Below are 26656 nucleotides of genomic sequence, written 5' to 3' on the forward strand. Positions count from 1 at the left end.
ATGGAGCGGCCCGTTTTCAATTCTGCCTGAAGGCGATGAATTAGATGGTTTCGCCCATCTGATCCATTTTGCCCAGCAGGGCACGCAGACGCTCCTGCCATGCAGTGTGCTCGTTGCGCAGCTGATGGTTCTCGTCTTGCAGCTTGCTGTTCTGCTCTTTCAGCTCGTCCAGCTCCATCTTCAGCAAGGAGATGTTGTCGACGGCGGATTGTACTTTGGATTCGAGTTGCTCAAGGACTTCTAGTGACATATGCATACCTGTTTGTTCAATTGCGATGCCCCACAGAGGGCGATTCAAGCGCGTGAAGCCAGCATACCCCGAGCGCATCGGCACAAACAAGCCAGTGCGCTGTAAAATGCGCCTTCCATAGATGTATTGTCTAAATATGCGTCTATTTTTCTCGCATCCTGCGCCCGAGCCGCGACAACACACTGAACCGTGCGTAAAAGACCCCGCCGCCCGCGCATCATTTGCACCCTCCTGACGGCGCCGCCGTTATCCATGCAAGGCGATATAAGCCCCCAGCAACAGACAGGCGACCACATACATCAGCAGGCCGTAGAGCAGGTTCCAGCGCAGGATCAGCCCAGAACGGAGGTTGTAGCGGGACGCCAGCGCCAGATTGGAGCCGGAGAGCGGACTGGTACCGGTGGCAAGCCCCCACCCCAGCAGGAAACACATGCCGAGCAGGCTGGGATCCGGCGCCAGCGGCCAGAGCAGTGGCGCCAGCCCGGAGATACTGATGAGCGGATGCACCCCGACGATGGCCACCAGCAGGATCAGCAGCAGAGTGAGGGACGCCTCAAGCCAGCCAAAGTGGTTGAACAGTGGCAGGCCGTGGCCAGCGCCGAGATCGATGACCGACAGCGCACTGTTGATGCCTGCCGCCAGCAAACCGGCCCCCAGAAACAGCACCAGCTGACCGCCGATGGCGGGGAAGCGCTCCACTACCTGCCGCTTGAGGGCCGCCTTGCGCCCGGCCCTCGGCATAAAGAGCAGCGCCAGCAGCGGGGCCACCAGCGCGATCACCGCCAGAATGCCGAGCTGGGGCCAGACCTGCTTGATGAGCAGTACCAGCAACGCCAGCGTGACCGGCAGCCCCAGAGTCTGCAACCGCAGCGGATAACCGGCAAAGTCGGCCACCCCGATCCGCTCCACCTGCCAGGCGGTCAGTCCCATCGCCAGCAAGGCGGCGAGGATCCCGAACGGCAGAATATGGGAGAGCTGCAAGCCCGGCGCATATGTGAGCGCCACCGCCATGGCGACAAAGAAGGGTGACCAGAAGGCGGCGGCACAGAAGATCCGGCTCAGTACCATCACCTGACGCCGCTCCAGGGTGCCATTGCGCTCCAGCCGATCGCCGATGATAAACAGCACCGAGAGATTGATGACCGCCCCAAGCAGATTGAGGCTGGCCATGGTGCTCCACAGCCCCTTTCGCCCGGTCCAGGAGGTGGTGCCGGTCAAGAGACCCGAGGTGGCGAGGTTGAGGGTGCTCACCGCGGCAAACATGGTGAGCATATTGATGTTGGGCAGCAGCCAGTCACCGGCGGTGAGGCTCGCTCCCCGCCACCAGGAGAAGAAGAGCAGCAACAGCGCCGCGCCATACAAGGCCAGCGCCTGCCGCTTGGCAGCACCCACCAGCCAAGGCCAGGTGAGCAGTGATGCCCCCCAGGCCGCCATGGCCGCTGGCCAGGGGGAGAGTCCCAGATAGAGATGCAGCAGGTTGAGCAGCCACATCCCCAGGATCAGATAACCCGACCAGCGTTTGGCCATCGACTACTCCGGCCGGGAGATCAGAGACACTGATCCATATCCAGTGAAGGCTTGTCGCACTCCGGACGGCCGACGATCTTGGCGGGTACGCCAGCGACCGTGGTATGAGGCGGTACCGGGTTGATCACCACGCTGCCAGCGCCGATTTTGGCACCCACGCCCACTTCGATATTGCCGAGCACCTTGGCGCCCGCCCCTATCATCACCCCTTCGCGGATCTTGGGATGGCGATCGCCGCTCTCCTTGCCGGTACCGCCGAGGGTCACGCTCTGCAGGATGGAGACATCATCTTCAATTACCGCCGTCTCGCCCACCACTATGCCGGTAGCGTGGTCAAACATGATCCCCTTGCCGATACGGGCGGCCGGGTGCACATCCACCCCGAACACCACCGAGATCTGGTTTTGCAGATAGAGGGCCAGCGAGCGGCGCCCCTGACGCCACAGCCAGTTGGCGACCCGATAGCCCTGCAGGGCATGGAACCCCTTGAGGTAAAGCAGCGGGGTGGAGAAGAGATCGACCGCAGGATCGCGCTCCTGCACAGCGCAGATGTCGGCCGCCACTACCGTCAGCAACTCGGGCTCGCTGCGCAGGGCCAGCTCGATCACCTCGCGCAGGGCGATGGCGGGCATGGTGGCGCTGTCGAGTTTGTTGGCCAGCTGGAAGCTGAGGGCCGAACGCAGATTCTTGTGATTGAGAATGGTGGAGTGGAAGAAGCTGGCCAGCATCGGCTCCTGGGCCGCCATGCACTGTGCTTCTTGCTGAATTTTGTGCCAGGTTTTGGCAACCAGTTCATCCATGTTGCAGCCTACTGTTGTTCTGGGTGAGGGCTCTGTTGTTCTTTTGTCAGCACCGAGATGGGGTCCATGTGGATGATGACATCCATCCGCTCGAATGCCTGGCGTACCGCCAGTTCGGCTTCATCGGCGATCTGATGGGCCTTGACCAGGGGGATCTGATCATCCAGTTCCAGATGCAACTGTACGAATCGGGTCGGCCCGGATTGACGGGTGCGCAGGTCATGTACGCCGTGTACACCTTCTACGGCACAGCAGAGCGCCATTATTCTCGCTTGTTCTTCCGCTGGCAACTGACGATCGAGCAGGGCCTGCACCGACTCGTAGCCGATGTGTCCCGCCCCCCACAACAGGAACAGCCCGATCAGGATGGCAAACAGGCCATCGGCCCAGTACCACCCCTGCCCCGCCAGCACCAGCGCCAGCAAGACACCGGCATTGAGCAGCAGATCGGAACGGTAGTGCAGCATGTCGGCCTTGATGGCCACACTGTTGGTCTTGCGAATAACGAAACTCTGGAAGCTGACCAGCAGCAGGGTCAGCACGATGGATCCGCCGCTGACCCAGAGACCCGCTTCCAGCCGCAGGATAGGCGCCTGATTGAGCAGGGATGAAATTCCGTGCATCACCAGCAGCAGGGCGGAGCCGGAGATAAAGGCCGACTGGATGAGGCCCGCCAGCGACTCCGCCTTGCCGTGGCCGAAACGGTGCTCGTCATCGGCGGGGGCAAGCGCATAGCGAATGGCCAGCAGGTTGATGATGGAGGCACTCACATCCATGAAGGAGTCGGTGAGCGACGCCAGCAGGGTCGACGAGTCGGTCATCAGCCAGGCGATCAGTTTGCCGATGATCAGCAAGGTAGCGGTGGTGACCGCCGCTATGCTGGCAAAGGTCACCCAACGGGAATATTGTTGATGGCTCAAAACCGGCTTTCCTCTGGCGATGAAAAACTTATTATACCCTGACCCCGGCGTCAGTTTGGCGCGAAAATCTGCGGAATAACACCAGATGAACAGAATACTCCTGGTCGACGACGATCTTGAATTGACCCAACTGCTCACCGAAATTCTGACCCTGGAGGGATTTCAGGTCACGGTCGCCGAGGATGGTGAAGAGGGGCTGCAACGACTGGCGGAGCAGAGCTTCGATCTGGTGTTGCTGGATGTAATGATGCCCAAGCTCAACGGCTTTGCCATGCTGACCAAGCTGCGCAAGACCCATGACACCCCGGTGCTGATGCTGACTGCCCGCGGTGACAGCCAGGATCGGGTCAACGGTCTGGAAGCGGGCGCCGACGACTATCTGGCCAAGCCGTTCGACGACAGGGAGCTGCTGGCCCGGGTTCGCGCCATCCTGCGCCGTACCCAGAGCGCCCCGCCCCAGCGCGGCAACTCCTCCGACGAAGTGCACTTCATGGATATCGTGCTGCAACCCGGCCTGCAACAGGCCCGCTGCGGCGAACAGCTGCTGGAGCTGACCGCCACCGAGTTTGGCCTGCTGGAGTGCCTGCTGCGTAATCCCGGCCAGATCGTCAGCAAGAGCCACCTCTCCGAGCAGGTGCTGGGCAAGAAGCTGGAGCCCTTTGATCGGGCCATCGACATGCACCTGAGCAACCTGCGCAAGAAGCTGCCGGACCGCACCGATGGCCAGCCCCGCTTCAAAACCGTACGGGGGCGCGGTTACCTGTGGCTAGAGCAAGAATAGAGCGCATCAACTCCCTTAACGGGATCTCGACCCACATCTTCCTCTGGTTCTGGTTCATGCTGCTGGTGATGCTGGCCGCCGTGATCAGCCTGCCGACCCTAGATCCCCGCAACCAGATCCCGCTGCCGACCCACGAAGTCGCTCGGATGCAGAACAACGTGCAGGCCCTGCTCAACGCTGCCGAGCCGGATCAGGATTTCGATCTGGCCAAGGCGATGGACAAGATCGCCATGCTGCCGGTGGACAACGTCTACCTGCGCGACGAGAAGGGGCAGATCCAGTCCACCACCCATCCGCGCAAGTTCGTGGTGCGCTTTATGGTGGATGCCGATGACCCGGCCAACCCCATGCTGGGCAACGAGGATCGCAAGGCGATCGCCGGCCCCTTCCTGATGGAGCATCACGGCCATCGCTATCACGTCTATTTCGGCCTCAATGCCGAGAACCCCTATCTGTTCCTGTTCATTCAGGTGCTGGATCACCCGATCCGCATTCTGGGCATCTCGATGCTGGTCAGCACCCCGCTCTGCCTGCTGCTCGCCTGGCGGCTGACCCGCCCCATCCTGCAGTTGCAGAAATCGGTCTCCCAACTGGCGGCCGGCAATCTGGAGGTACAGATCCCCAACCTGGGACGGGGCGACGAGATTGGCCAGCTGGCGGATAACGTCAGCCGCATGGTGGAGACGCTCAAGAGCATGATCCAGAAGCAGAAACAGCTGCTTTCCGATATCTCCCACGAGCTGCGCAGTCCTCTCACCCGGATGCAACTGGCGCAGGCGCTGATCCGCCGCAAGCAGGGTGACAGCGCCGAGCTGGCGCGGATCGAATCGGAGATCGGACGGCTGGACAAGCTGATCGGCGATCTGTTGGATCTGTCGCGGGTGCAGCAGCATGTGGAGGCACCGGTGGTGCACCCGCTGGCCGACCTGCTGGAACCCATCCTCGAAGATGCCATGTTCGAAGCGAATCAGAGCGGCAAACAACTCAGACTGCCGCCGCTGCCCGCAGAGTCGATCCAGATGTGGCCAGAGCTGTTGGCCCGGGCGGTGGAGAACCCCCTGCGCAACGCCCTCAAATATGCCCGCGAGTTCATCAAGGTGGACTGGTATCGGGAGGGGCAGGAGTGGGTGATGACCATTCGGGATGACGGCCCCGGCGTGCCTGACGAGCAGCAGGCGCTGCTGTTCCAGCCCTTCTTCCGGGTCGATGATGCCCGCAACGCCAAAACTGGCGGTACCGGGCTGGGGCTGGCCATCGCCTCGGAGGCAATACAGCGCCACGGCGGCACCATTGCGGCCAGCAACAATCACCCGACCGGGCTAACCATCACCATCCGCTTGCCCATCGCCTGATCCTTTTCATCCGGACGGGCGCTGGGTATGCTGGCGCCCCTTCTTGGCTTTACATCTCTTTGCAGGAGCTCGTCATGCTCGATATCGTCCTCTACCAGCCGGAAATCCCGCCCAACACCGGCAATATCATCCGGCTCTGCGCCAATACCGGTTACCGGCTCCATCTGATCGAGCCGCTGGGATTTGAGTGGGATGACAAGCGGGTAAAGCGGGCGGGACTCGACTATCACGAATTTGCCGAGGTGAAGCGCTGGCCAAGCTATGAGGCTTTTCTGGCTGCCGTGGCGCCCAAGCGGGTGTTTGCCTGCACCACCAAGGGCCGCACCGCGCACTCGGCAGCACAATATGCCCTTGGCGATGCCCTGCTGTTTGGCCCGGAGAGTCGCGGCCTGCCCATCGAGATCATCGAGAGCCTGCCATTCGAGCAGCGGCTGCGCATCCCTATGGTGCCCCAGAGCCGCAGCATGAACCTCTCCAACGCGGTGTCTGTCTTTGTCTACGAGAGCTGGCGCCAGCTCGGCTACGACGGTGCCATGTAAGCGCCACCGATGATCAGTGGCGGGCGTCGAGCAGATGCCCGCTGCGCTCCAGCCGCCAGCAAGTGACCCCCAGCGACAGACCGCGCCCCACCATCAGCGCCGCCATCGCCGCCCATAACGCGGCCACGCCCCACGACTGACAGAGCCACCAGATCGGGAAGAAGCCGCCAAACGCGGCCAACAACATGCTGTTGCGCATCTCCCGCGCCCGGGTCGCCCCGATAAATACGCCATCCAGCAGGAAGCACCAGACCGCCAGCAAGGGCATGGCGATCAGCCAGGGAAGCTGACGATGTGCCTCCGCTACCACGGCCGGAATGTCGGTGATATAGCCGATAAGGTGGGCACCAAAGAGGGCAAACACCAGGGTAAAACCACTGGCAATGAGGGCGGCCCAGCCCAGATTGAGCACGATGGCCTCCCGCAGTTTATGCCGATCCCGCTGACCGATGGCTCGTCCTACCATGGCCTCCACCGCATAGGCAAAACCATCGAGTCCGTAGGAGATAAGCATCAGGAAGTTGAGCAGCACCGCATTGGCGGCCACCGCCACATCCCCCAGCCGCGCCCCTTGCAGAGTCATGAAGGCGAAGCAGAGCTGCAAACAGAGGGAGCGCAGGAAGATATCGCGGTTGAGGCCGAGCAGCCGCACCATGGGCGCGAGCTGTCGCCAGCGCTGCCAGCCATCCTGCCACACCGTCGGTGCCAGTTGCCGCAGTTGACGGCGTACCAGCCAGATCCCGACTGCCAGCGCACAGTAGTCCGCCATGACCGAGGCCGCCGCCACACCCCGCACCTGCCAGCCGAGCCCCAGCACAAACAGGGCATCGAGCGCCATATTGACCAGATTGGTGAGGATCAGCATCACCATGGGGCTGCGGGCATCCTGCATCCCCAACAGCCAGCCCATGACCACCAGATTGCAGAGCGCCGCCGGGGCGCTCCAGATCCGCACCGCCACATATTGGCCCGCATAGAGCTGCACCTCGGGCGAGCCGCCACTCAGAGCGATCAGTCGTGGCAACAGGGGGAAAAGCAACAACAGCAGCGCCAGGCCAAGAGCAATGGCCAGCCCCAGCGCCCGCAGCAGAGTATCGAGCTGAGCACGACCGTCGGCGGCGCCGTGCGCCTGCGCCGTCAGGCCGGTGGTCGACATCCGCAAAAAGCCGAGCAACCAGAAGATGAGGTTGATCAGGGTCGCACCGACCGAAACGCCCCCCAGAAACCAGGCCTGACCGAGATGACCGATCACCCAGGTGTCCACCAGCCCCAGCAAGGGGGTGGTGATATTGGAGAAAACCATGGGCAGGGCGAGCGCAAAGACGGCGCGGTGGCGAGAGGGATCTCGCCACCAGGGGGCAACAGCTGGGGTCACGCTCAGTGGCCTGCCAGCTTCAGAATGCGGGCGAAGTCAGAGAGCATGGTGGCCATCTGCACCCGGGGCACCTGACCCGGCGCCACCTGCGGGCGGAATACCGCCTGCAGCTTGCCCTTGGGATTGATGAGCACGATGGAGGCGGAGTGATCGATCAGGTAATCCTTCTCCCCCTGATTGGCGATGGAGTAGATGAGCCCCAGATTGCGCACGAACGGGAACAGTTTGTCGTGGGGGGCGGTGGCCGCCTTGAACTCGGGATTGAAGAAGGCGGTATAGGTCTTGAGACGTGGAATATCATCACGCTGGGGATCCGCCGAGATAAACACCACCTGACTGTCGGGCGCCATCTTCTTCAGCTGGTCATAGACAGAACGCATATCTGCCAGGGTGGTGGGGCAGATATCGGGGCAGAAGGTGTAACCGACAAACAGGAAGGTCCAGTGCCCCTTCAGGTTGGCAGGAGTGAACGGCTGGTTGTCCGCATCGGTAAAGGCGAAATCATTGATGTCCCGCCCCGCTGGATAGTAGTCGGCCTGTTCCGGCTGCTCTGGCTGCGTGGCGTAGAACACCAGGATCAGGCAGGCTGTCAGCAGCAGAAAGAGCAGGGGATAGCGGAGCTTCATCATAACAAGAGACCCTTTCAGTTCGAGGCAGATGGCCAGCAGTGACCGGACAAGAGGGGGCATTGTACCCCAGCGAGCCGCCAAGGTGTTTCAACCTTGTGCAACGCCCTGTCAGGAGTCGACCATTTGGCATAATTAATCGCCAGTTGCGGCCATAAAAAAACCGGCCCCCTCGGGTGCCGGTTATGGATGGATTTGTTGGTCTCTTCTGCTCAGGGGCGAGCGTTACGCCCCTGCTGCAACATCTTGCCGATGGCCCGCACGCCGATGGGAATCACGGGGGCCAGCCAGCCCTCTTCCCCCTGGCGATCACCGTGACCCCGTTTGAACAGCAGCACCAGACGCACCACCTTCTCTTTCGGGCATCCCAGCCAGAGCGTCCAGTGCGAACCACGATGGTGCAGCCAGAGACCGTAAAACCAGGTCATCCGGCTACCTTTGACAAAACGGGTGATTGACGATTCCGCTGGCGCAGCCCCAGCCTCTGAATCCCATGGCGATCTTGATGCCATACCAGTCCTCCTTGACCGACAGGTCATGTTGCTTCGTCGGCCTGAACTGGGAACAGGCCCGTCACGACTATCTGCAACCATTACGAGTGGTCCCCTTTGCCTGACAAGGCTCGGGATCTCCCCACTCCCCCTTCATATCCCGTGAAGGTGTACAGCCCGATTCTCGTTGTTACCGGCCCTCCCGTACCGACGTATTGTGATGGTCAGAGGGAGGTGCCAAGCCCTGTCTCGGCGACAGGGCACTGATCTGAGCATATATCTGAAATGGATGATTGGTAGCCGGTCGCGCAGGACAAAAATGCCGTCGCCGATGATCTGTTTGATATGACAGGGAAAGTGCGCCAGAAACAGCACGGCCTCCCGAAGGAGGCCGTGTGGCAAACGCAGTTGGCGGGGATGATTACATCCAGTCGGCGTTGCGGATCACCCCGACCGCCAGCCCTTCGATGGTGAGCTGCTGGCAGGAGAGATCCACCTCGATGGGGGAGAGCTCTTCATTCTCCGGCAGCAGCCACACCTGGCTGCCCTTGCGCTGGAAGCGCTTGACGGTGACATCCTCATCGAGACGAGCCACCACCACCTGACCGTTGCGCACCTCCTGAGTCTTGTGCACAGCCAGCAGGTCGCCATCCAGAATGCCGATGTTCTTCATGCTCATCCCCTGCACCCGCAGCAGAAAATCTGCCCGCGGGTGGAACAGGGCTGGATCCACCTGGTAGTGGCTCTCGATATGCTCCTGCGCCAGGATGGGTTCACCGGCAGCCACCTTGCCGATGAGCGGCAGGCCGCTCTCTTCCAGCACCTCTTCCTCTTCGAGCAACAGGCGAATGCCGCGGGACGTGCCCGGCATGATCTCGATGACCCCTTTTTTGGCCAGGGCCTTCAGATGTTCTTCGGCCGCATTGGCCGACTTGAAACCAAGCTTCTGGGCAATCTCGGCACGAGTCGGCGGCATACCGGTCTCGCTCATGTTCACCTTGATCAGCTCCAGCACTTCGGCCTGGCGGGGGGTAAGGGGTTTCATAGAATTGGCACCTGTCTTTTTATACAGCACACTGGCAGTATATACAGTGCAGTGGCCAAGGCAAGGCGCAGCTGACATTTGTCGCAACCAACCCCTCATTTACTGCTGTTTTGATCCTGCGCAGCTGACTCATCGTACCTCTCGGCGACAAGGGGCTGTCGATTTGCTATGCTCACGCCGCATTTTTTTGGAGAGCAGACGCACATGTCCCTAGGACAGAAGATTTCCAGAGCCATCTTGCAATGGCCGGTCAGCGGCTTGGTCAATCACAAGAGCCTGCCGGAAAATCCCATCACAGAACTCAATCTGGATCCGGCCAGACCCATCGTCTATGCCCTGAAAACCAGTTCGATCACCGACCTGATGACCCTGCAGCAGTGCTGCGAGGATCTCGGTCTGCCCGGCCCCTTCACGCCGCTGGAACTGAACGGCCAGCTGCTGCCGCGCTATGTCTGTCTGGATCGTCCGCCTCCCCTGTTTGGCAAACGCAGCAAACCGCTCCCCTTCCTGCAGGAGTTCCACCAGCTGCTGGATCTGCACAAGCAGGATCCCGAGCTGGATATCCAGGTTGTGCCCGTCACCCTGTTCTGGGGCCGCGCTCCGGGTCGGGAAGGGGAAGAAGCCTCCGGCCTCAACATCATCAGCAGCCTGGCGCCGAACCGGCTGAAGAAGGCGCTTATCGTGATCCTCAAGGGTCGCGAGAATCTGGTGCGCTTCTCGCCGCCGCTCTCCCTGCGCTACATGGCGGACAAGCACGGCACCGACGAGGCGATCGCCCACAAGCTGGCGCGAGTGGCCCGTACCCACTTCAGCCGTCAGCAGCTGGCTGCCACCGGCCCGAAACTGCCGAACCGCAACCTGCTGTTCAAGCAGTTGCTCGACTCCGCGGTGATCCAGCAGGCGATTGAAGAGGAGGCCCAGCGCGAGGGGATCAGCCTCGAGAAGGCGCAAAAGCGTGCCCATGGCTACATGGACGAAATCGCCTCCAACTTCTCTTACCGGCTGATCCGCCTGGGTGAGAGCTTCCTCGGCTGGCTGTGGAACAAGCTCTACCGCGGTTTGTCGGTCAATGGCGCCGAGAAGGTGCGCCAGCTGGCGCAGGAAGGGCACGAGATCGTCTACGTCCCCTGCCATCGCAGCCATATGGACTACCTGCTGCTCTCCTACGTCATCTACCACCAGGGGATGGTGCCGCCCCATATCGCGGCAGGCATCAACCTCAACTTCTGGCCGGCGGGCCCCATCTTCCGCCACGGCGGCGCCTTCTTCATTCGCCGCACCTTCAAGGGCAACCCGCTCTACAGCACGGTATTCCGGGAATACCTCAACCTACTGTTTGCCAAGGGGTACTCGGTGGAGTTCTTCACCGAGGGTGGTCGCTCCCGTACCGGTCGCCTGCTGCCACCCAAGACCGGCATGCTGGCGATGACTCTGCAGGCGATGATGCGCGGGCTGGACAGACCGGTCACTCTGGTGCCCGTCTATCTCGGCTACGAGCACGTGATGGAGGTGAACACCTACCACAACGAGCTCAAGGGCAGCCGCAAGGAGAAAGAGAGCTTCCTGCAGGTGCTCGGCATCCTGCGCAAGCTGCGCAACTACGGCCGTGGCTTCGTCAACTTCGGCGAGCCGCTGACTCTCAACAGCTACCTGAGCGAACACATCCCCGACTGGAAAAAGCACATCGGGGAAGAGGAGCGTCCGGAGTGGATGGCGGGCACCGTCAACAATCTGGCCGAACTGCTGATGACCCGCATCAACGGCGCTGCCGCGGTCAACGGCCTGACCCTGAGCGCGCTGGCGCTGCTGGCCGCCGAGCGCCACGCCCTGACCCGCGACGAGTTGCAGGCCCAGCTCAACACCTATCTGGATCTGCTCAAGGCGGTGCCCTACAGCCCGCAGAGCACCATTCCGGATGAGGATGCCAAGACCCTGCTGGATCAGGCGATGGAGCTCAACAAGTTCGAGGTGAGCGAGGACAAGCTGGGGCAGATCATCAGTCTCGACCGCTATCAGGCGATCCTGCTGACCTACTACCGCAACAACATCCTCCACCTGTTCGCCATGCCCTCTCTGGTGGCGGCATTGATCGAACGGTGCGAAGGGATCTCCCGCAGCGAGATCATGGCCCGTTGCATCGACATCTATCCGCTGCTCAAGACCGAGCTGTTCCTGCGTTATGAAGAGGAGGAGCTGCCGGCGCTGGTCGACAGCCTGCTCGACGCGCTGCAGACCCAGCAACTGATCGAGACCCGCGATGACGGCTACTGGGTCAATCCGGCCAACCAGATGCGCCTGCTGCTGCTGGCGGAGAGCATTCAGGAGACCCTGCAACGCTACGCCATCGTGCTGACCCGGGTACTGGCCCAGCCTCATATCGAAGCGGAACAACTGGAAGCGGACGGCCTGATGATGGCAGAGCGCCTCGGCACCCTGCACGGCATCAACGCCCCCGAGTTCTTCGACCAGAAGCTGTTCAGCACCCTGATCCACACCTTGCGCAAAGAGGGTTACCTCTCTCCCGAGTGCAAGCCGGATCTCGGCCGCTTCCAGGCGCTGGCCGACAATATAGTGCCGCTGCTGAGCAACAAGATCCGCCGCACCATTCAGGCAGGCAATCAGCTCTGATCTGCAACGCAAACAAAGAAGGCCGCATCATGCGGCCTTCTTTTTTATCGGAGTCTGCGCGGGAACATGTCACGCCAGCAGGTAATCGAGCACCAGACCGGCAAACACCAGCGCCCCCACATAGTTGTTGTTGAGAAACGCCTGGAAGCAGGCTTCCCGCTGCCGCTCGCGAATGAGCCGCTGCTGATAGACAAACAACGCCGCAGCCCCCAGCAATCCCCAGTAATACCAGCCCCCCAGCGTCATCAGCTGCCCGACCGCCAGCAACAGCAGCAGAGTCGAGAGTTGCAGTGCGCCGATGATCCGTTTGTCGTAACGACCAAACAGGATGGCGCTGGATTTGAGGCCGATCTTGAGGTCATCATCCCGATCCACCATGGCGTACTGGGTGTCGTAAGCCACGGTCCAGAGCAGGTTGGCGAAGAAGAGCAGCCAGGCCACCAGCGGCAGGGCATCTGCCTGCGCCGCATAGGCCATCGGGATCGACCAGGAGAAGGCCAGCCCGAGCACCAGCTGGGGGTTCGAGATAAAGCGCTTCATGAAGGGGTAGCTCACCGCCAGCAGCAGAGCGACAAACGACAGGCCGATGGTGAGCGGATTCATGGTCAGCACCAGACCAAACGAGATAAGCGCCAGCACGAAGAAGAGAGCCAGCACCTCCCACGGTTTGACTCTGCCCGTGGGCAAGGGGCGACCAGCGGTGCGTTTGACATGGCCGTCGAAGTTGCGATCCGCATAGTCGTTGATCACGCACCCTGCCGAGCGCATCAGAAAGACGCCGACCACAAACACGGTCAGCACCCAGAGATTGGGCAGGCCACCAGCGGCCAGCCAGAGCGCCCACAGGGTTGGCCACAGCAGCAGCAGAGTACCTATGGGTTTGTCGACGCGGGCCAACTGCATATAGGCAAGTCCCCGCTCCTTGGTTAACAGATTCACTCCAGCTCCTTGTCACAGACGAGAGAGGGCAGAAACAGCTCGTGCACCAGCAGTGGCCACTGCCCCAGAAACAGACGGGAACGACGCCCCCAGACAGTGGCGGCCGGGCAACGGGGATTGGCGGCAATATCGAAACGGGCCAGTTGCAGATGATCGCGGCGGGCAGGCTCATGGCCAAATACCCGCTCACCCAGCGGCTGCTCGCCAAGCTCGGCAATGCCGCTCCCTTGCAATGCGTCATCGGCAAACAGGGTCCAGCCCAGCACGGCGGGCCCACGATCCCCGTGCAGGATCACCTCGCGGCAGGTGCCGGCCGGCGAGGCCGAATCCACCAGCCACTGCTCATCGGCAGTAAGGGCGACCGGGTGATTGCCCAGCCACTCCACCGAAAAGTGGCGATTGTGCTGACGCAGCCGCCGGGTCATGGAGCCGGGCTCCAGCAGCCAGGGGCGCAAGCTGGCAGGCAATTCACAACATTCGGGAGCGAGCCACCCGCTTAACGGCGTGAGGGGAACAGTCAACTCGGACTTCACAGCTTCACCATCCAGAGATTTCCGTGTTCAGGTTAAAATCCGGTTTATTATCCGTAAATCAATAGCGAAATGTAAGAACATCCGTGCTTGACGGCCCCGATGGCAACATCAAAAATGGGTTATCTCTTGCTGATGAGCCATCTATATGAAGATCTTCAAAATTCTGCTGGTGTTGTTACTGAGCTGTGGCGCCCTGCAGCAGCAAGCTCTGGCTGAAGATGAGCCGCCCGCCGAGGGCGCAGAGGGGGCTGCCAAGCCTGGTTTCTCCTACCACGCGCTCGATCCCGACATCATCACCAACTACCTGAGTGATAGCAAAACCCTCGGTTATATCCGGGTCACGGTAGAGCTGATGGCGGAAAACGAGGCCGATCTCAAGCTGCTGGAGCAGCATGACCCGCTGATCCGCGATGCCATCATCCGCCTGATTGGCAGCAAAAATGCCGATCAAGTGAAGTCCCTGACCAACCGAGAAGAGCTGCGCAAGGAGTGCGAGACAACCGTCAACGAACTGCTGGTGAAAGAGACCGGCAAGAAAGCGGTGCGCGAGCTTATCTTCACCAAGTTCCTCTACCAGTAATCCCTCCCGAAACAATCGCTTATTGGCATATCGGCCAATAAGCGAGCTTTGCCGGTTTATTCGAAATGAAAATCGATTACAATACGGCCGTCAAGTCGTAGAGGTAGTCGTTATGGGCAGCAAAACCCTGTGTGAATGGCGCCGCCACGAGATCCCCACCGATCTCAAGGCGTTGCGCAAGATAGTCCGCAAACCCAAGTTTGTCTGCAGCAAGTGCGCCCGCAGTGCCAATGACAAGGGTTACCTCTGCCAGCCGCTGCGTTTGAAAGAGGAGTAACGCCCCTCCCTGTCAGGGCGTTATTGATCGGTCCACCCCTGACGCCCCTGTTCGAACAATCTGCGTGCCTGGGTATCATTCGGGCAAACGCCGCGATACTCCTCGCCTGAGCGGCCAGCCAGATAGAGATGCTCGGGGCGGCAATACCATGCCAATCCCTTCTGATGTCCCTGCTTCCACAGTTCGGCATCCACCTTCTTGCCACACTGGCCCTGATGGAACTCGATCCGCTCGGTGGTGAAGCCCAGCTTGCCATCCGCCTCCCCCACCTCACTCCATACCTTCTCGCAGGGATCATCGTTGGAGACACAGCCACCCAGCAGGGCAGCCAACAATATGATGGTGAGTCGCATAGTCATCCTTGAGCGTCATTTGGGCAGTTCATTCTACCCAGCGGCCCGCCCCTGACCAAGGACGAACGCTCAGCCATGTGAGCGCGGCAAAAAAATCAGGCGGGCCCAAAGCCCGCCTGTTCGTTCAATGCCGTGGTTCACTGGTCATCGAAAGTGTCATCATCCTGCCAGCTTTCATCTTCCCACTGATCCAGCTCTTCTTCCCAGGAATCCGGCTCCCAGTCATCATCAGAGGAGTCGTAATCCGGCTTGTGTCCACCCATCTTCACTCTCCTTGGATAGTTCACCCGCACTCCAATTTTATCCGGAATTGTCGGGCTCGCCAGTCAGAGGGAGTTCAAAGTTTGACCAGAGTGCGACCGGCGATCTGGCCTTGCGTGATGGCCTCGGCGGCCTCCACTACCTGCTCCAGCCCAATCTCGGTAACCGCCTGTTCAAAGAAGCTGGCGGGCAGATCCCGTGCCAGTCGCTGCCACGCCAGTTGACGACGTTCAAACGGGCACATCACCGAATCGACCCCCTGCAACCGCACATTGCGCAGGATAAAGGGCATCACACTGGTCGGCAGATCGAAACCGCCCGCCAACCCGCAGGCCGCCACAGCGCCGCCATAGTTCATCTGGGCCAGCAGCTTGGCCAGCACCTGACTGCCGACGGTATCGATGGCAGCGGCCCACAGCTGCTTCTCCAGCGGTTTGGCAGGCACCAGCAGCTCGCTGCGCGGCACGATGCGGCTGGCACCCAGCGCAGTGAGCATGGCGCCCTGCTCTTCCAGACGACCGGTCAGCGCCGCCACCTGATAGCCAAGGGCTGCCAGCAGGGCAACCGAGGTGGAGCCCACGCCGCCAGCCGCGCCGGTGACCAGCACCTCGCCGCTTTCGGGAGTAATGCCCGCCTCTTCCAGCGCCAGCACGCAGAGCATGGCGGTGAGACCGGCGGTACCGATGCACATGGCCTGGAGCTCATCCAGCCCAGCGGGCAACGGCACCAGCCAGTCCCCCTTGACCCGCGCCTGTTCGGCCATGCCGCCCCAGTGCCCTTCGCCGACGCCCCAACCGGTCAGCACCACCTTGTCGCCGGTCTGATAGCGGCTGTCGGCAGACTCGAGCACGGTACCGGCAAAGTCGATGCCGGGCACCAGCGGCCACTGGCGCACTATCTTGCCCTTGCCGGTGATGGCCAACCCGTCCTTGTAGTTGATGGAGCTGTAAGCGACCGCTACCCGCACTTCACCTTCCGGCAACTGGCTCTCGGCCAGCCGGGTCAGAGTCGGAACAGTCTTGCCGTCTTGGTTTTCCAGTAACAGAGCCTTGAACATGGTTGCCTCTTTGATGACGTGTGAAACGGGGATCAGCTGCTTTGACGCTTTTGCAGTTGAAAATCGAGAGCCAGTGCGGTGCTCATCATGGGTTCAGTCGTTCTCCAGCGCAGTGAGGCAGTGCGAGAGGGTACGCGCCAGCGCCCCCTGATTGCGCAGCACCACGGCGCGGGCCTGCTCCCCCATCTCGCGGCGGGCAGTCACATCGGCAAACAGCTGGCTCACCCGCTCGCCCAGCTCGGCGGCATCGGCCACGATGGCGGCGCCCCCCTGAGCCACCAGCTGGCGAGTGATGTCGCTGAAGTTGAAGTAGGCAGGGCCGGTCAGGCAGGGCTTGCCGAGCGCTGCAGGCTCCAGCAGGTTGTGACCGCCGATCTTCACCAGACTGCCGCCGACGAAGGCCACATCGGCCGCCGCCAGCATCAGCGGCAGCTCACCCATGGTATCGCCGAGATAGACCTTATCCCCTGCACTCACCGCAGCACCATCAGTGCGCCGCACACAGCCATAAGGGGCGCACAGCTCGGCCATCCGATCGAACCGCTCGGGGTGGCGCGGCACCAGAATGAGCAGCGCCGCGGGATGGCGTTTGAGCAACAGATCGAAGGCGGCCAGTACCTGCTCATCCTCACCCTGATGGGTGCTGGCGGCAATCCAGACCGGCCGATCCGCCCCCAGCAGCTGGCGCAGGGCACGCCCTTTGGCCTGCACTTCGTCACCAAACTGGATATCGAACTTGATGGAGCCGGTCACCGCCAGCCGCGAACGATCGATGCCGAGGCGGGCGAAGCGGTCGGCGTCATCCTGATGCTGACAGAGCAGATGGGTCAGCGGCCGGCTCAGGGCATCGAAGGCACCGTGGAAGCGGGCATAACGCTGGCAGGAGCGTTCGGAAAGACGGGCATTGATGATGGTCACCGGCAGGTGACGCGCCTCGCAGGCGGCCAGCCAGTTGGGCCACAGCTCGGTCTCCATCACCCAGAGCGCGCGCGGCTTGAAGGTGTCGAGAAAGGCGGCAATGGCCCAGGGGTAGTCGAGCGGTGCATAGCGATGGATCACCAGATCCCCCAGCTTGGCAGCCTGATCGGCGCCGGTGCGGGTGGTGGTGGTGAGCAGGATCGGCAGATCGGGCCGCTCCGCCTTGAGGGCGCGAATGAGCGGCGTGATGGCCAGCGTCTCCCCCACGCTCACCGCATGGATCCAGAGCGGCGCCTCCTGTCCGGTGGCAGGCAGCCGCCCGAGATGCTCGGCCCAGCGCTTGCCAAAGCCGGGCTTGCCTTTCTTAGGCTTGTAGAGGGCCAGCAGCGCCAGCGGCAATCCCAGATGGATCAGCAGGTTGTAGAGCAGACGGTAGGGCATCTTACTGACTCTGCTCCAGCTTCTTGCAGGCATCGACCACCTGCTCCGGCGCCAGGTCGATCAGGCACTTGAGATGGCCGAACTTGCAGGTGCGCTTGAAGCAGGGGCGACACTCGATGTCGGTGTGAACGATCTCGACCCGATCCGCCAGCGGCGGGGTGTAGAGCGGCGAGGTGGAGCCATAGACGCCCACCAGCGGCCGGTTGAGGGCGGCGGCGATGTGCATCAGGCCGGAGTCGTTGGAGATGACCCGGCTGGCCAGCGCCATCAGATCGATCGCCTCGTGCAGGCTGGTCTTGCCCGCCAGCACATGGCAGTTGGGGCGAGTCAGCAGATTGACCCGATCCCGGATGGTATTGGCCACCGGCACATCCTTGTTGGAGCCGAAGATCCACACCTGCCACCCCTCGTCCAGATGCTGCTGAGCCACCACGGCGTAGTGCCCCTCCGGCCAGCGCTTGGCCGGGCCGAACTCGGCACCGGGGCAGAGCACCAGCACCGGGCGGGCACGATCCAGTCCCAGCCGCTCCAGCGCCTTGCTCTGGTTTATCAGATCGACATGGAGCGCCGGATGCGGAATGGTCGGGATATCAGCCCGACTCTTCATCTGCGCTTTGGGATAAGCGAGCGCCAGATAGCCCTCCACCATCAGCGGGAAGGCGGACTTGTTGCTGCGCAGGTCGTTGAGCAGACCGTAGCGGCTCTCGCCCTTCCAGCCGGTACGCACCGGAATGCGGGCAAACCAGGGGATCAGCGCCGACTTCATGGAGTTGGGCTGGACGATGGCCTGATCGTATTTTTCGGCGGCCAACTGCTTGCCGAGGCGGCGGCGCGCCACCAGCTTGAAGTCACCGTGGCCGAGGGGCATGGTGATCGCCTTGTCCACCTCCGGCATCCGCTCCAGCAGGGCGCAGCACCAGGCGGGTGCCATCACGTGCAGTTCGCACTCCGGATGGTTGGCCTTGATCGCCTTGTAGAGGCTCTGGGACATCACCATATCGCCGACCCAGGAGGGGCCGATCACCAATATTTTCATCACGCGTCTTCTCTCGGGACTGGCCCGGCAGTTAATCATCACTGGGCGAGATTATGCCCCAAGAATGACTGGATAAATAACAGAAGATCCTTGGCAGACGCTGCCGTCACCCCATTTTTCCAGCGGTGCCCCGCTTTCAACCGGACGAGACGAGACAGGCAAACAGCTGATAGAAACGGGCAATGGCGGCTCTCTCTTTGACCCGTTTTTCCGTTAGAATGGCCCATCAATACGCATTCGACCCGCCAGCCGGGCAATAACCGTGAGCCCCATTTCGTGAAAAAACCGACTCTGGCTGCCGTTCTGATCGTCAAGAATGAAGCCGACAACCTGCGCAAGTGCCTCGCCTCCCTCGACGGACTGGTGGACGAGATCGTCATTTTGGACTCGGGCAGTCAGGACGAGACCCCGGCCATTGCCGCCGAGTTTGGCGCCCGCTTCTTCGTCAACGCCAAGTGGCCGGGCTTTGGCAAACAGCGCCGACTGGCCCAGTCCCACGTGCAGTCCGACTGGGTGCTGTGGCTGGATGCCGACGAGCGGCTCACCCCCGAGCTGAAAACCGCCATCGCCAACGTGATGGCCAATCCGGCCAGCGATACCATCTACTCGATCCCGCGCCTCTCCTGGGTGTTTGGCCGCTTTATCCGCCACAGCGGCTGGTATCCGGATCGGGTGCTGCGTCTCTATCCCAAGGCACTCACCAGCTACAACGAGGCGCTGGTGCACGAAAAGGTGGAAGTACGGGCCAACATGAAGATCGTCAACATTCATGGCGACCTGCTCCACTTCACCTATCGGGATCTGGAGCACTATCTGGTGAAATCCGCCGGTTATGCCCGCGCCTGGGCCGATCAGCGCACCGCTCGCGGCAAGAAGGGCTCTCTCAGTCAGGGGCTGATCCACGCGGTCGGCTGCTTCCTCAAGATGTACCTGCTCAAAGCGGGCTTCCTCGATGGCAAGCAGGGGCTGCTGCTGGCGATCCTCTCCGCCCACTCCACCTTCGTTAAATACGCAGACCTCTGGGTGCGCCAGCAGCCGCAGCAGCCGGAATAACCGTCATACGAAACAGGGCCCCGCGGGGCCCTGTTTGCATTGCTGCATACCTTACTTGCGCCAGAAAGGCGCCGCCCAGCGGGCCATCACCGGCACCATGGTCTTGGGATCGAGCTGGCTCATATCCTCAGGATGGTCGCTATCCTCCGGCGGGCTGAAGGCAAGGTGACGCCCTTCGCTGTTGAGGGGCTTCCAGCGCAGCGGGGTGGCGGAGCGGCGCATCGGGAAGAAGCCGATGGTCGGCACGTCGAGCGCCCCGGCGATATGGAGCGGGCCGGTACTGCCAGCGATAAACAAAGCGGCGTTGGCCAGCACCTGACAGAACATCGGCAGACCGTCGCTGGAGCGGTAGATCCAGCCGTTGCCACCGTGGGCCAGCAACTCGGCCGCCAGCTGTTCGGCCATCTTCTCCTCGCCCGGGCCGGCGGTCAGCACGCACTGCAGCTCGGGGCAGGCCTGGTTCAGCTTGATGATGATGCGGGCGTACTGCTCGATGGAGAGGTTGTTGGCCGAGCCACCGCTGCCGGCATGTACCATCAGCCAGGGGCGGCTTGCATCGAGCTTGAGCTTGAGTGCCAACTGCTCGCGCACCTGCCGCAGAGTCTCGTCATCGAACCGCAGGAAGGGGGTCTTGGGCTCCACCACGGCCACCTGCTGATCGGCCAGGAAGCGGCGGATCAGCTCCAGGTTGTACTCGGACTCCGGTTTCTGGGAGCGGGAGCGACGCTGCACCAGTCGCTGGTTGTAGAGCACCTGCGCCAGCTTGGTCGCCGGGGCCAGCCGGTAAGGGATGTGCGCCTTCCACACCAGCATGGCGTTGCGGGAGTTGGAGAAGAGGCAGATGGACGCGTCGAACGCAGCCGCCTTGATCCGCGCCAGCAGCGCTCGCTGTTGCTCCTTGTCGGCCCGCACGCCCGGATCGATGATCACCTCGTCAATCCAGGGGCAGAGCCGGGCCAGCGGCGCCGTGTAGGCCGGAACCAGGGCAGTCACATGACACTCCATGGAGCCTTTGAGCATAGCGAAGCTAGGCCACGCCAGCATGAAGTCACCAATCTTGTCATTGCGAACGACCAGAATACGTTTCATAAAAAATCCCTTTGCTCCCTGTCACCAATGCAAGGAGGCTTGATGCGCGATGGCGTATTCTTGCCTGATGCACTGCTATTCTCAAGCGACGACCTTATAATGCGACCAAATTTCCAGGTTGCAGGACCGCAAAGATGACTACCAGGGTAATTTATCCCGGGACTTTTGATCCCGTTACCAATGGCCACGCCGATCTGATCGGCCGCGCCGCCAAGCTGTTTGACGAGGTGGTGGTCGGTGTTGCCAACAGCCCGAGCAAGCGACCTCTGTTCGATCTGGCAGAACGTGTCCAGCTTGTCCAGCAAGTGACCAGCCAGCTTCCCAACGTCAAGGTGGTGGGCTTCTCCGGCCTGCTGGTCGATTTCGCCAAAGAGCATCAGGCCAACGTGCTGATCCGCGGCCTGCGCGCCGTCTCCGACTTCGAGTACGAGTTCCAGCTGGCCAACATGAACCGCCGCCTGATGCCTGAGCTGGAAAGCGTCTTCCTCACCCCGGCGGAGGAGAACTCCTTTATCTCCTCCACTCTGGTGAAAGAGGTGGCGCTGCACGGTGGCGACATTCGTCAGTTTGTCGACCCGGTAGTGGCCCAGGCCATCGCAGCCAAACAGCAACAGCGCTAATTCCTCCCCTGATGGCAGATACAACAAGGGCTACCCGCGGGTAGCCCTTGTTGTTTCTCTCTCGCATGAAGAGGTCAGCCTGCTTGCCGGTTACTGACGGGCAAACCGCTCATTCATCTCCTGCACCAGCAGATCGAGCCACTCGTAGCGGCGCCGATACATGGCCCGCTTCTTGGAGGCGATCTCCTCCAGCGGCTTGCGTGGCTGGGCTTGCAGGGCGACGAAGTTGGCATCCACATCCCGGGCGTCGAACTCCTGCCACAGCTCGTCATAATCGGCCTGCAAATTGGCTTTCTGCTTGCTGCTGTAGCGCTTGGCCTGAAACACGTGGGCCCGCTTGCGCACCGCCAGCACCTCCGCCGCCCCCATGCTCTGCGCCAGTTGCAGCACCAGTTGCACCAGCAGGGATTTGGGCCGCAGGCCGTGTCCCTCTTTGGTCAGCTCGCGCACCCGATCCTGAGCATTGTCGACCGCAGGCTCCGGCCCCTGCATGGAGCCGATCATCAGAATCAAACGATCCACGCTACCTGCCAGCGAAAAGGCGCAACTGTAGAGGCGCTGCCCCTCGCCGTTGACGATGGAGAGCGCCAGCTCGGCCTCGCGGCGGAAGGTGCCATCGTGGCGCAACAGAATGCGGCAGCCGCTCTGGGGATAGTGCCCAAGTTCGATCCCCTCGCCCAGATAGAGGGGGTCGATCAGCTGCGGGTAGCACTCCAGCAGCAAACGGTAGTGATTTTCCAGCATCTCGGCCCGCTCACGGGCGCTGGCACAGGCGAAGCGATAGGGGCGCATCGGCTTGTCGAGCAGCTCGGGATAGACCGCCGGCAGCGCCTTGAGCGAGTCGCACTGAAACAGGCTGAAGACCCGGCTCAGCGACTTGCGATAGAGCAGGCTGCGCAGCACGAACTTGCCGCGATTGAAGGTTTTCCGGTCACATCCCTCGGGGTAGAGGAAGCGGGCCATGGATTTTGCGCAATAGCGCTCCTGCCGGGATAAATATTCCCAGTCTATTGATTTAACTGTCATTTTTATATTCTCAAACCGCCTGAACGGTCGGGATACTAGTGACAGCTGTGCAAATCTTCAACAGAGTGGAAATACGCTGTTACAACTTCCCCCGGATCGGGGCAAAAAGTGCGCTCAGCGCTGGCAATGACTGCAAAAAACCGTGGTGCGCTGGCCCATTCTTGTCTCGGTCAGCAGGGTGTGACAGTGGAAACAGGGCTGACCGCCACGGCCATAAACCTGCAACTGCTGCACGAAATAGCCCGGCTTGCCATCGGCGCTGGTGAAATCCTTGAGAGTAGTGCCGCCCTGGCGAATCGCCTCGGCCAACACCCGCTTGATCTCGGCCACCAGGGTTCCCAGCCGCTCGGCACTGATATTGCCCGCCGCCCGTTTGGGGTGAATGCCGGCAGCATAGAGCGCCTCGTTGGCGTAGATGTTGCCCACCCCGACCACCACCTGATTGTCCATCAGGAACTGTTTGATAGCGGTGCTGCGCCCCTTGGCGCGCCCCTGCAGGTAATCAGCACTGAAGGCATCGGTGAGCGGCTCGGGCCCCAGCTTGGCGAGCAGCGCGTGGGCTTCGGCCGGTTCCCGGGTCCACAACAGGGCGCCGAAGCGGCGCGGATCGTTGAGCCGCAGCAGCTTGCCATTCTCCAGCTCGATATCCACGTGGTCGTGCTTCTCGGCTGGCGTGCCGATATCCAGCACCCGCAGGCTGCCGGACATCCCCAGATGAAGGATGGCGGTGCCGAAATCGGTCTCCAGCAGCAGGTATTTGGCACGGCGACGCACCCGATGGATGGTGAGATCCACCAGCTCCTGAATTTCACCGGGGATCGGCCAGCGCAGGCGGCCATCCCGCACCACTACACGCGTCACCTTGATACCGGTGAGCCAGGGGGAGATCCCCTGACGACTGACTTCAACTTCTGGCAATTCGGGCATGGGCACCTCGCAAGGAAAAGGAACTCAGGGGGCAGGACGCAGCAGATCGCGATACTGTTCGGCAGTGAGGGCGAGCCAGAGACCGGACGGCAGCTGGGCGCCATATTGGCCGCTGTTCTGATAGAGGCCGATCTCGACCGGATCGCTCTGGCCGGCAATCCATACCTTGATGGTCACCGGGGTACCGCGCACCACCTCGCCGGGGGGCAGCAACCAGCTCTGCCAGCGCGCCAGACGGGCATCCAGCTGAGCCGTGTCGAGCCCCAGATCCGGCACGCTGCGCCAGCCCTGACCGATCCGCTCAATCTGCCAGCTCGGCCCCTGCCAGGTGAGCACTACGGACGCATCCGGCAACAAGGGGCGAGCCCGCTTGGCGCTGTTCTCCTGCTGGGCAGTCTCCATACGATGCAACAGGGTGATCACGATCAGCACCACCACAATGATCACGTTATTCCAGCCTTTGCGGCTCAATTTGAACATGGCAAGCCTCCCTTTGAACCGGCAGTGTACTGAATTCGGCGCATAAAAAAACCCGGCACGAAGCCGGGTTTTTGGGAATGCAGCATCAAGTAATTACTTGATTTTGCCTTCCTTGTAGATCACATGCTGACGAACAACGGGATCAAACTTTTTGATCTCCATTTTTTCGGGCATGGTGCGCTTGTTTTTGGTAGTGGTATAGAAGTGACCAGTACCGGCGCTGGAGTTCAGGCGAATTTTCTCGCGAATACCTTTAGCCATGATCTAATTCCTTATACCTTAACACCGCTGGCGCGCAGTTCAGCCAGAACCACTTCAACGCCACGCTTGTCGATGATACGCATGCCTTTTGCGGATACGCGCAGGCTTACGAAGCGTTTTTCACTCTCAACCCAGAAACGGTGAGTGTGCAGGTTCGGCAGGAAACGACGCTTGGTGGCGTTGTTAGCGTGCGAACGGTTGTTACCAACTGCCGGGCGCTTGCCGGTTACTTGGCATACTCTAGACATGTCAGTCTCTCCAAATCTTACTTCATTGCTCGAGCAAATATCTGCCCCGCTGGCCTTCGATTGCGGGGCAAACAGAAGGCGGCATTTTATACAGCATCCGTGATCAAAGATCAACTAATACGGTGCCAGAGCACAGTTATAGCCAACCGCGCTCGGCAAAAGAAACCGTGATGCCGTCACCGATCACCAAGTGATCCAGCACTCTGATATCGATCAGGGCCAAAGCGGCCGTGATCCGATCCGTGATCTGGCGGTCGGCCCTACTGGGCTCGGCGACGCCGGACGGGTGATTATGCGCCAGAATCACCGCGGCTGCATTATGTTTGAGCGCGATCTGCACGATTTCTCTTGGCCAGACGCTCGCCGAATCGATTGTGCCGAAAAAAAGCTCAACAAATTGAATGACTCTGTGCTGATTGTCGAGCAACAGCAGGGCAAACACCTCGCGCGGCCGATCCCGCAGCTGGGCCTGCAGATAGTCCCGGGTCAGCTGGGGCGAGGTGAGGGCATCGCCCCGTTGCAACTGCTCGGCCAGATGGCGTCTGGCCATCTCCAGCACCGCCTGCAACTGGGCATATTTGGCCGGGCCAAGGCCGTGCGCCTCGCAGAATGCCCGTTGATCCGCGCCCAGCAAGCTGCGCAAAGAGCCGAATTGATTCAATAGATTACGTGAAAGATCCACTGCACTCAGGCCATTGACACCGGTGCGCAGAAAGATGGCGAGCAGCTCGGCATCGGAGAGCGCCGCGGGCCCCTGACGCAGCAGCTTCTCTCTGGGGCGTTCATCTTCCGGCCACTCTTTGATGCTCATTTGTCTCTCCCTCATCCCTGTTGAGAAAAAACATAGCAAAAAATTGCGCGCGCCCGACCACACCCCTTGATGCCAACCCCTGTCGTCATTCATTGCCTGTGGTATCTTAGCCGACCAGTCAGAATGAGCCGGATAGAGAAACAGCAGATGAGATTGGCCGATAAACGCATCCTGTTGGGTGTCAGTGGCGGAATCGCCGCCTACAAGAGTGCCGAGCTGGTACGCCGCCTGAAAGATCAGGGCGCCGAAGTGCGGGTGGTGATGACCCGCTCCGCCAAGGAGTTCATCACCCCGCTGACCCTGCAGGCGGTCTCCGGTCATCCGGTGGCCTACAGCCTGCTGGATCCCTCTGCCGAAGCGGGCATGGGTCATATCGAGCTGGCCAAGTGGGCCGATCTGGTACTGATCGCCCCCGCCAGCGCCAACCTGATGGCGCGGATGGCTGCAGGCATGGCCGACGAACTGCTGACCACCCTTTGTCTGGCCACTCCGGCGCCCATCGCGCTGGCACCTGCCATGAACCAGCAGATGTATCTCAACGCCGCCACCCAGGCCAACCTCAAGACCCTGGCCAGCCGCGGCATTCTGCTGTGGGGGCCGGATGCCGGCAGCCAGGCCTGTGGCGATGTGGGCCCGGGCCGGATGCTGGATCCCCTCGAACTGGTGGGTCGCTGTTGCCAGCAACTGGCCGCCGAGCCCTTGCTGGCGGGTGTCAAGCTGCTGCTCACCGCAGGTCCGACCCGCGAGGCGCTGGATCCGGTCCGCTACATCAGCAACCACAGCTCCGGCAAGATGGGCTACGCCATCGCCCGCGCCGCTCGTGAAGCGGGCGCCGAGGTGACGCTGGTGAGCGGCCCGGTGGCGCTGGCCACTCCGGCAGGGGTCACCCGCGTCGATGTCGAGAGCGCCGAGCAGATGCACCAGGCAGTAATGAGCCGGGTGGGCGAGTGCGACCTCTTCATCGGCTGCGCGGCGGTGGCCGACTATCGCCCCGAGCAGGTGGCCAGCCAGAAGATCAAGAAGACTGGTGACAACGACCAGATGGTGGTGAAGCTGGTGAAAAACCCCGACATCATCGCGGCCGTCGGCGCCCTTTCAGACAAACCCTTCACCGTCGGATTTGCCGCCGAAACCGTGGATGTGGAACAATACGCCCTCGACAAGTTGCAGCGTAAGCGGCTGGACATGATCGCCGCCAACGATGTGTCCCGCGAGGGGCAAGGCTTCAACGCCGATGACAATGCCCTGACCGTGTTCTGGCAAGGGGGCCAGACCCCGCTGCCGCTGGCCGACAAGCTGACGCTGGCCCGTCACCTGATCGCCCTGATTGCGCGCCACTACCGGCACTGAGCGTCCCGAAAGAACAAGACTCACGGCGCCCCGCCTGCCAAGAGGGGCGCCAATACAAGATC

General features: G+C 61.5%; 31 protein-coding genes. 9 read left to right on the forward strand and 22 right to left on the reverse strand.

All coding sequences use genetic code 11. The features are described 5' to 3' along the window. Nucleotides 1-40 precede the first annotated feature (40 nt). From AACR14_RS13230 to fieF, 4 genes are all read right to left on the reverse strand, one after another. Entirely contained in the window at nucleotides 41-250 is a 210-nt protein-coding gene (locus AACR14_RS13230; RefSeq protein WP_005339554.1) for a cell division protein ZapB, read from the reverse strand. A 246-nt stretch (nucleotides 251-496) separates the two neighbouring features. Continuing rightward, nucleotides 497-1777, reverse strand: coding sequence for a hypothetical protein (locus tag AACR14_RS13235; protein WP_019446521.1), 1281 nt, complete (start codon nucleotides 1775-1777; stop codon nucleotides 497-499). A 20-nt stretch (nucleotides 1778-1797) separates the two neighbouring features. Further along, a complete protein-coding gene (gene cysE, locus AACR14_RS13240; protein ID WP_019446522.1) occupies nucleotides 1798-2577 on the reverse strand; it encodes a serine O-acetyltransferase in 780 nt (259 codons plus the stop codon). Nucleotides 2578-2585: 8 nt separating this feature from the next. Next, nucleotides 2586-3497: a cation efflux pump FieF gene (gene fieF, locus AACR14_RS13245; protein WP_005339551.1), complete on the reverse strand. Its 912-nt coding sequence runs from the start codon at nucleotides 3495-3497 to the stop codon at nucleotides 2586-2588. An 85-nt stretch (nucleotides 3498-3582) separates the two neighbouring features. Between fieF and AACR14_RS13250 the strand changes: the two genes are divergently transcribed. The 3 genes from AACR14_RS13250 to trmL all read left to right on the forward strand — a co-directional run bounded on the left by AACR14_RS13250 (nucleotide 3583) and on the right by trmL (nucleotide 6169). Beyond that, entirely contained in the window at nucleotides 3583-4278 is a 696-nt protein-coding gene (locus tag AACR14_RS13250; protein WP_005339549.1) for a response regulator, read from the forward strand. Next, on the forward strand, nucleotides 4260-5630 hold the full coding sequence (locus tag AACR14_RS13255) for an ATP-binding protein (protein ID WP_005339547.1): 1371 nt from the start codon (nucleotides 4260-4262) through the stop codon (nucleotides 5628-5630). Before AACR14_RS13250 ends, AACR14_RS13255 begins: the two co-directional genes overlap by 19 nt. 74 nt (nucleotides 5631-5704) lie before the next feature. After that, nucleotides 5705-6169 carry a tRNA (uridine(34)/cytosine(34)/5-carboxymethylaminomethyluridine(34)-2'-O)-methyltransferase TrmL gene (gene trmL / locus AACR14_RS13260; protein ID WP_005339545.1) on the forward strand — a complete coding sequence of 155 codons (465 nt, stop codon included), beginning with the start codon at nucleotides 5705-5707 and terminating at the stop codon, nucleotides 6167-6169. A gap of 13 nt (nucleotides 6170-6182) precedes the next feature. Here trmL and dinF read toward each other — a convergent pair whose 3' ends face one another. The 4 genes from dinF to lexA form a co-directional block, all read right to left on the reverse strand. Continuing rightward, complete coding sequence (dinF, locus tag AACR14_RS13265; RefSeq protein ID WP_019446523.1) at nucleotides 6183-7544, reverse strand: MATE family efflux transporter DinF; 1362 nt, start codon at nucleotides 7542-7544, stop codon at nucleotides 6183-6185. Nucleotides 7545-7546: 2 nt separating this feature from the next. Beyond that, nucleotides 7547-8173, reverse strand: coding sequence for an SCO family protein (locus tag AACR14_RS13270; RefSeq protein ID WP_005339543.1), 627 nt, complete (start codon nucleotides 8171-8173; stop codon nucleotides 7547-7549). Between the two features lie 209 nt (nucleotides 8174-8382). Next, a complete protein-coding gene (locus tag AACR14_RS13275) occupies nucleotides 8383-8598 on the reverse strand; it encodes a hypothetical protein (RefSeq protein ID WP_019446524.1) in 216 nt (71 codons plus the stop codon). A 484-nt stretch (nucleotides 8599-9082) separates the two neighbouring features. Beyond that, nucleotides 9083-9706: a transcriptional repressor LexA gene (gene lexA, locus AACR14_RS13280; RefSeq protein ID WP_005339540.1), complete on the reverse strand. Its 624-nt coding sequence runs from the start codon at nucleotides 9704-9706 to the stop codon at nucleotides 9083-9085. Between the two features lie 204 nt (nucleotides 9707-9910). Between lexA and plsB the strand changes: the two genes are divergently transcribed. Then, entirely contained in the window at nucleotides 9911-12334 is a 2424-nt protein-coding gene (plsB, locus tag AACR14_RS13285; protein WP_019446525.1) for a glycerol-3-phosphate 1-O-acyltransferase PlsB, read from the forward strand. A 69-nt stretch (nucleotides 12335-12403) separates the two neighbouring features. Here the strand turns inward: plsB and ubiA are convergent, their stop codons facing one another. Both ubiA and AACR14_RS13295 read right to left on the reverse strand, forming a co-directional pair. Then, nucleotides 12404-13273, reverse strand: a complete 870-nt coding sequence (ubiA, locus tag AACR14_RS13290; protein WP_019446526.1) for a 4-hydroxybenzoate octaprenyltransferase — start codon at nucleotides 13271-13273, stop codon at nucleotides 12404-12406. After that, the gene (locus AACR14_RS13295; protein WP_005339534.1) at nucleotides 13270-13806 is read right to left on the reverse strand and encodes a chorismate--pyruvate lyase family protein; all 537 of its coding nucleotides are present in this window, start codon (nucleotides 13804-13806) and stop codon (nucleotides 13270-13272) included. The genes ubiA and AACR14_RS13295 overlap by 4 nt, the downstream gene beginning before the upstream one ends. 145 nt (nucleotides 13807-13951) lie before the next feature. On the opposite strand from AACR14_RS13295, the gene AACR14_RS13300 reads away from it, so the two are divergent. Together AACR14_RS13300 and AACR14_RS13305 are read left to right on the forward strand one after the other, a co-directional pair. Then, nucleotides 13952-14386 (forward strand): flagellar basal body-associated protein FliL, encoded by a 435-nt coding sequence (locus AACR14_RS13300; RefSeq protein WP_005339527.1) that lies wholly within the window; start codon nucleotides 13952-13954, stop codon nucleotides 14384-14386. 112 nt (nucleotides 14387-14498) lie between these two features. Then, the gene (locus AACR14_RS13305) at nucleotides 14499-14663 is read left to right on the forward strand and encodes a hypothetical protein (protein ID WP_005339525.1); all 165 of its coding nucleotides are present in this window, start codon (nucleotides 14499-14501) and stop codon (nucleotides 14661-14663) included. A gap of 20 nt (nucleotides 14664-14683) precedes the next feature. On the opposite strand, the gene AACR14_RS13310 is transcribed toward AACR14_RS13305, so the two are convergent. The 5 genes from AACR14_RS13310 to waaF all read right to left on the reverse strand — a co-directional run bounded on the left by AACR14_RS13310 (nucleotide 14684) and on the right by waaF (nucleotide 18729). Further along, nucleotides 14684-15016 (reverse strand): DUF2799 domain-containing protein, encoded by a 333-nt coding sequence (locus AACR14_RS13310; RefSeq protein WP_005339523.1) that lies wholly within the window; start codon nucleotides 15014-15016, stop codon nucleotides 14684-14686. A 137-nt stretch (nucleotides 15017-15153) separates the two neighbouring features. Then, the gene (locus tag AACR14_RS13315) at nucleotides 15154-15279 is read right to left on the reverse strand and encodes a hypothetical protein (protein WP_005339521.1); all 126 of its coding nucleotides are present in this window, start codon (nucleotides 15277-15279) and stop codon (nucleotides 15154-15156) included. Between the two features lie 74 nt (nucleotides 15280-15353). Continuing rightward, nucleotides 15354-16334: an acrylyl-CoA reductase (NADPH) gene (acuI, locus tag AACR14_RS13320; protein WP_019446527.1), complete on the reverse strand. Its 981-nt coding sequence runs from the start codon at nucleotides 16332-16334 to the stop codon at nucleotides 15354-15356. 93 nt (nucleotides 16335-16427) lie between these two features. Continuing rightward, nucleotides 16428-17693 carry a lipid IV(A) 3-deoxy-D-manno-octulosonic acid transferase gene (gene waaA, locus AACR14_RS13325; protein ID WP_019446528.1) on the reverse strand — a complete coding sequence of 422 codons (1266 nt, stop codon included), beginning with the start codon at nucleotides 17691-17693 and terminating at the stop codon, nucleotides 16428-16430. A 1-nt stretch (nucleotide 17694) separates the two neighbouring features. Further along, the gene (gene waaF / locus AACR14_RS13330; protein ID WP_005339516.1) at nucleotides 17695-18729 is read right to left on the reverse strand and encodes a lipopolysaccharide heptosyltransferase II; all 1035 of its coding nucleotides are present in this window, start codon (nucleotides 18727-18729) and stop codon (nucleotides 17695-17697) included. 276 nt (nucleotides 18730-19005) lie between these two features. Here waaF and AACR14_RS13335 point away from each other — a divergent pair, with 276 nt between their 5' ends. Then, entirely contained in the window at nucleotides 19006-19782 is a 777-nt protein-coding gene (locus AACR14_RS13335; protein ID WP_005339515.1) for a glycosyltransferase family 2 protein, read from the forward strand. Between the two features lie 51 nt (nucleotides 19783-19833). Here AACR14_RS13335 and AACR14_RS13340 read toward each other — a convergent pair whose 3' ends face one another. Then, nucleotides 19834-20871: a glycosyltransferase family 9 protein gene (locus tag AACR14_RS13340; RefSeq protein ID WP_019446529.1), complete on the reverse strand. Its 1038-nt coding sequence runs from the start codon at nucleotides 20869-20871 to the stop codon at nucleotides 19834-19836. Nucleotides 20872-21005: 134 nt separating this feature from the next. On the opposite strand from AACR14_RS13340, the gene coaD reads away from it, so the two are divergent. After that, entirely contained in the window at nucleotides 21006-21491 is a 486-nt protein-coding gene (coaD, locus tag AACR14_RS13345) for a pantetheine-phosphate adenylyltransferase (RefSeq protein WP_019446530.1), read from the forward strand. A 90-nt stretch (nucleotides 21492-21581) separates the two neighbouring features. Here coaD and AACR14_RS13350 read toward each other — a convergent pair whose 3' ends face one another. The 6 genes from AACR14_RS13350 to radC form a co-directional block, all read right to left on the reverse strand. Beyond that, on the reverse strand, nucleotides 21582-22517 hold the full coding sequence (locus AACR14_RS13350; protein ID WP_019446531.1) for a VirK/YbjX family protein: 936 nt from the start codon (nucleotides 22515-22517) through the stop codon (nucleotides 21582-21584). Between the two features lie 114 nt (nucleotides 22518-22631). After that, complete coding sequence (gene mutM / locus AACR14_RS13355; protein WP_005357390.1) at nucleotides 22632-23444, reverse strand: bifunctional DNA-formamidopyrimidine glycosylase/DNA-(apurinic or apyrimidinic site) lyase; 813 nt, start codon at nucleotides 23442-23444, stop codon at nucleotides 22632-22634. A gap of 24 nt (nucleotides 23445-23468) precedes the next feature. After that, on the reverse strand, nucleotides 23469-23924 hold the full coding sequence (locus AACR14_RS13360) for a hypothetical protein (RefSeq protein WP_005355994.1): 456 nt from the start codon (nucleotides 23922-23924) through the stop codon (nucleotides 23469-23471). 93 nt (nucleotides 23925-24017) lie between these two features. Then, nucleotides 24018-24185: a 50S ribosomal protein L33 gene (gene rpmG / locus AACR14_RS13365; protein ID WP_005307500.1), complete on the reverse strand. Its 168-nt coding sequence runs from the start codon at nucleotides 24183-24185 to the stop codon at nucleotides 24018-24020. Between the two features lie 11 nt (nucleotides 24186-24196). Beyond that, the gene (rpmB, locus tag AACR14_RS13370) at nucleotides 24197-24433 is read right to left on the reverse strand and encodes a 50S ribosomal protein L28 (RefSeq protein ID WP_005307492.1); all 237 of its coding nucleotides are present in this window, start codon (nucleotides 24431-24433) and stop codon (nucleotides 24197-24199) included. A 136-nt stretch (nucleotides 24434-24569) separates the two neighbouring features. After that, nucleotides 24570-25244, reverse strand: a complete 675-nt coding sequence (gene radC, locus AACR14_RS13375) for a RadC family protein (RefSeq protein ID WP_005339502.1) — start codon at nucleotides 25242-25244, stop codon at nucleotides 24570-24572. Nucleotides 25245-25391: 147 nt separating this feature from the next. Between radC and coaBC the strand changes: the two genes are divergently transcribed. Next, a complete protein-coding gene (gene coaBC / locus AACR14_RS13380; protein ID WP_019446532.1) occupies nucleotides 25392-26594 on the forward strand; it encodes a bifunctional phosphopantothenoylcysteine decarboxylase/phosphopantothenate--cysteine ligase CoaBC in 1203 nt (400 codons plus the stop codon). Nucleotides 26595-26656: the final 62 nt, after the last annotated feature.

The organism is Aeromonas sp. 159, from assembly GCF_963862045.1.
Taxonomy (GTDB): Bacteria; Pseudomonadota; Gammaproteobacteria; order Enterobacterales; family Aeromonadaceae; genus Aeromonas; species Aeromonas veronii.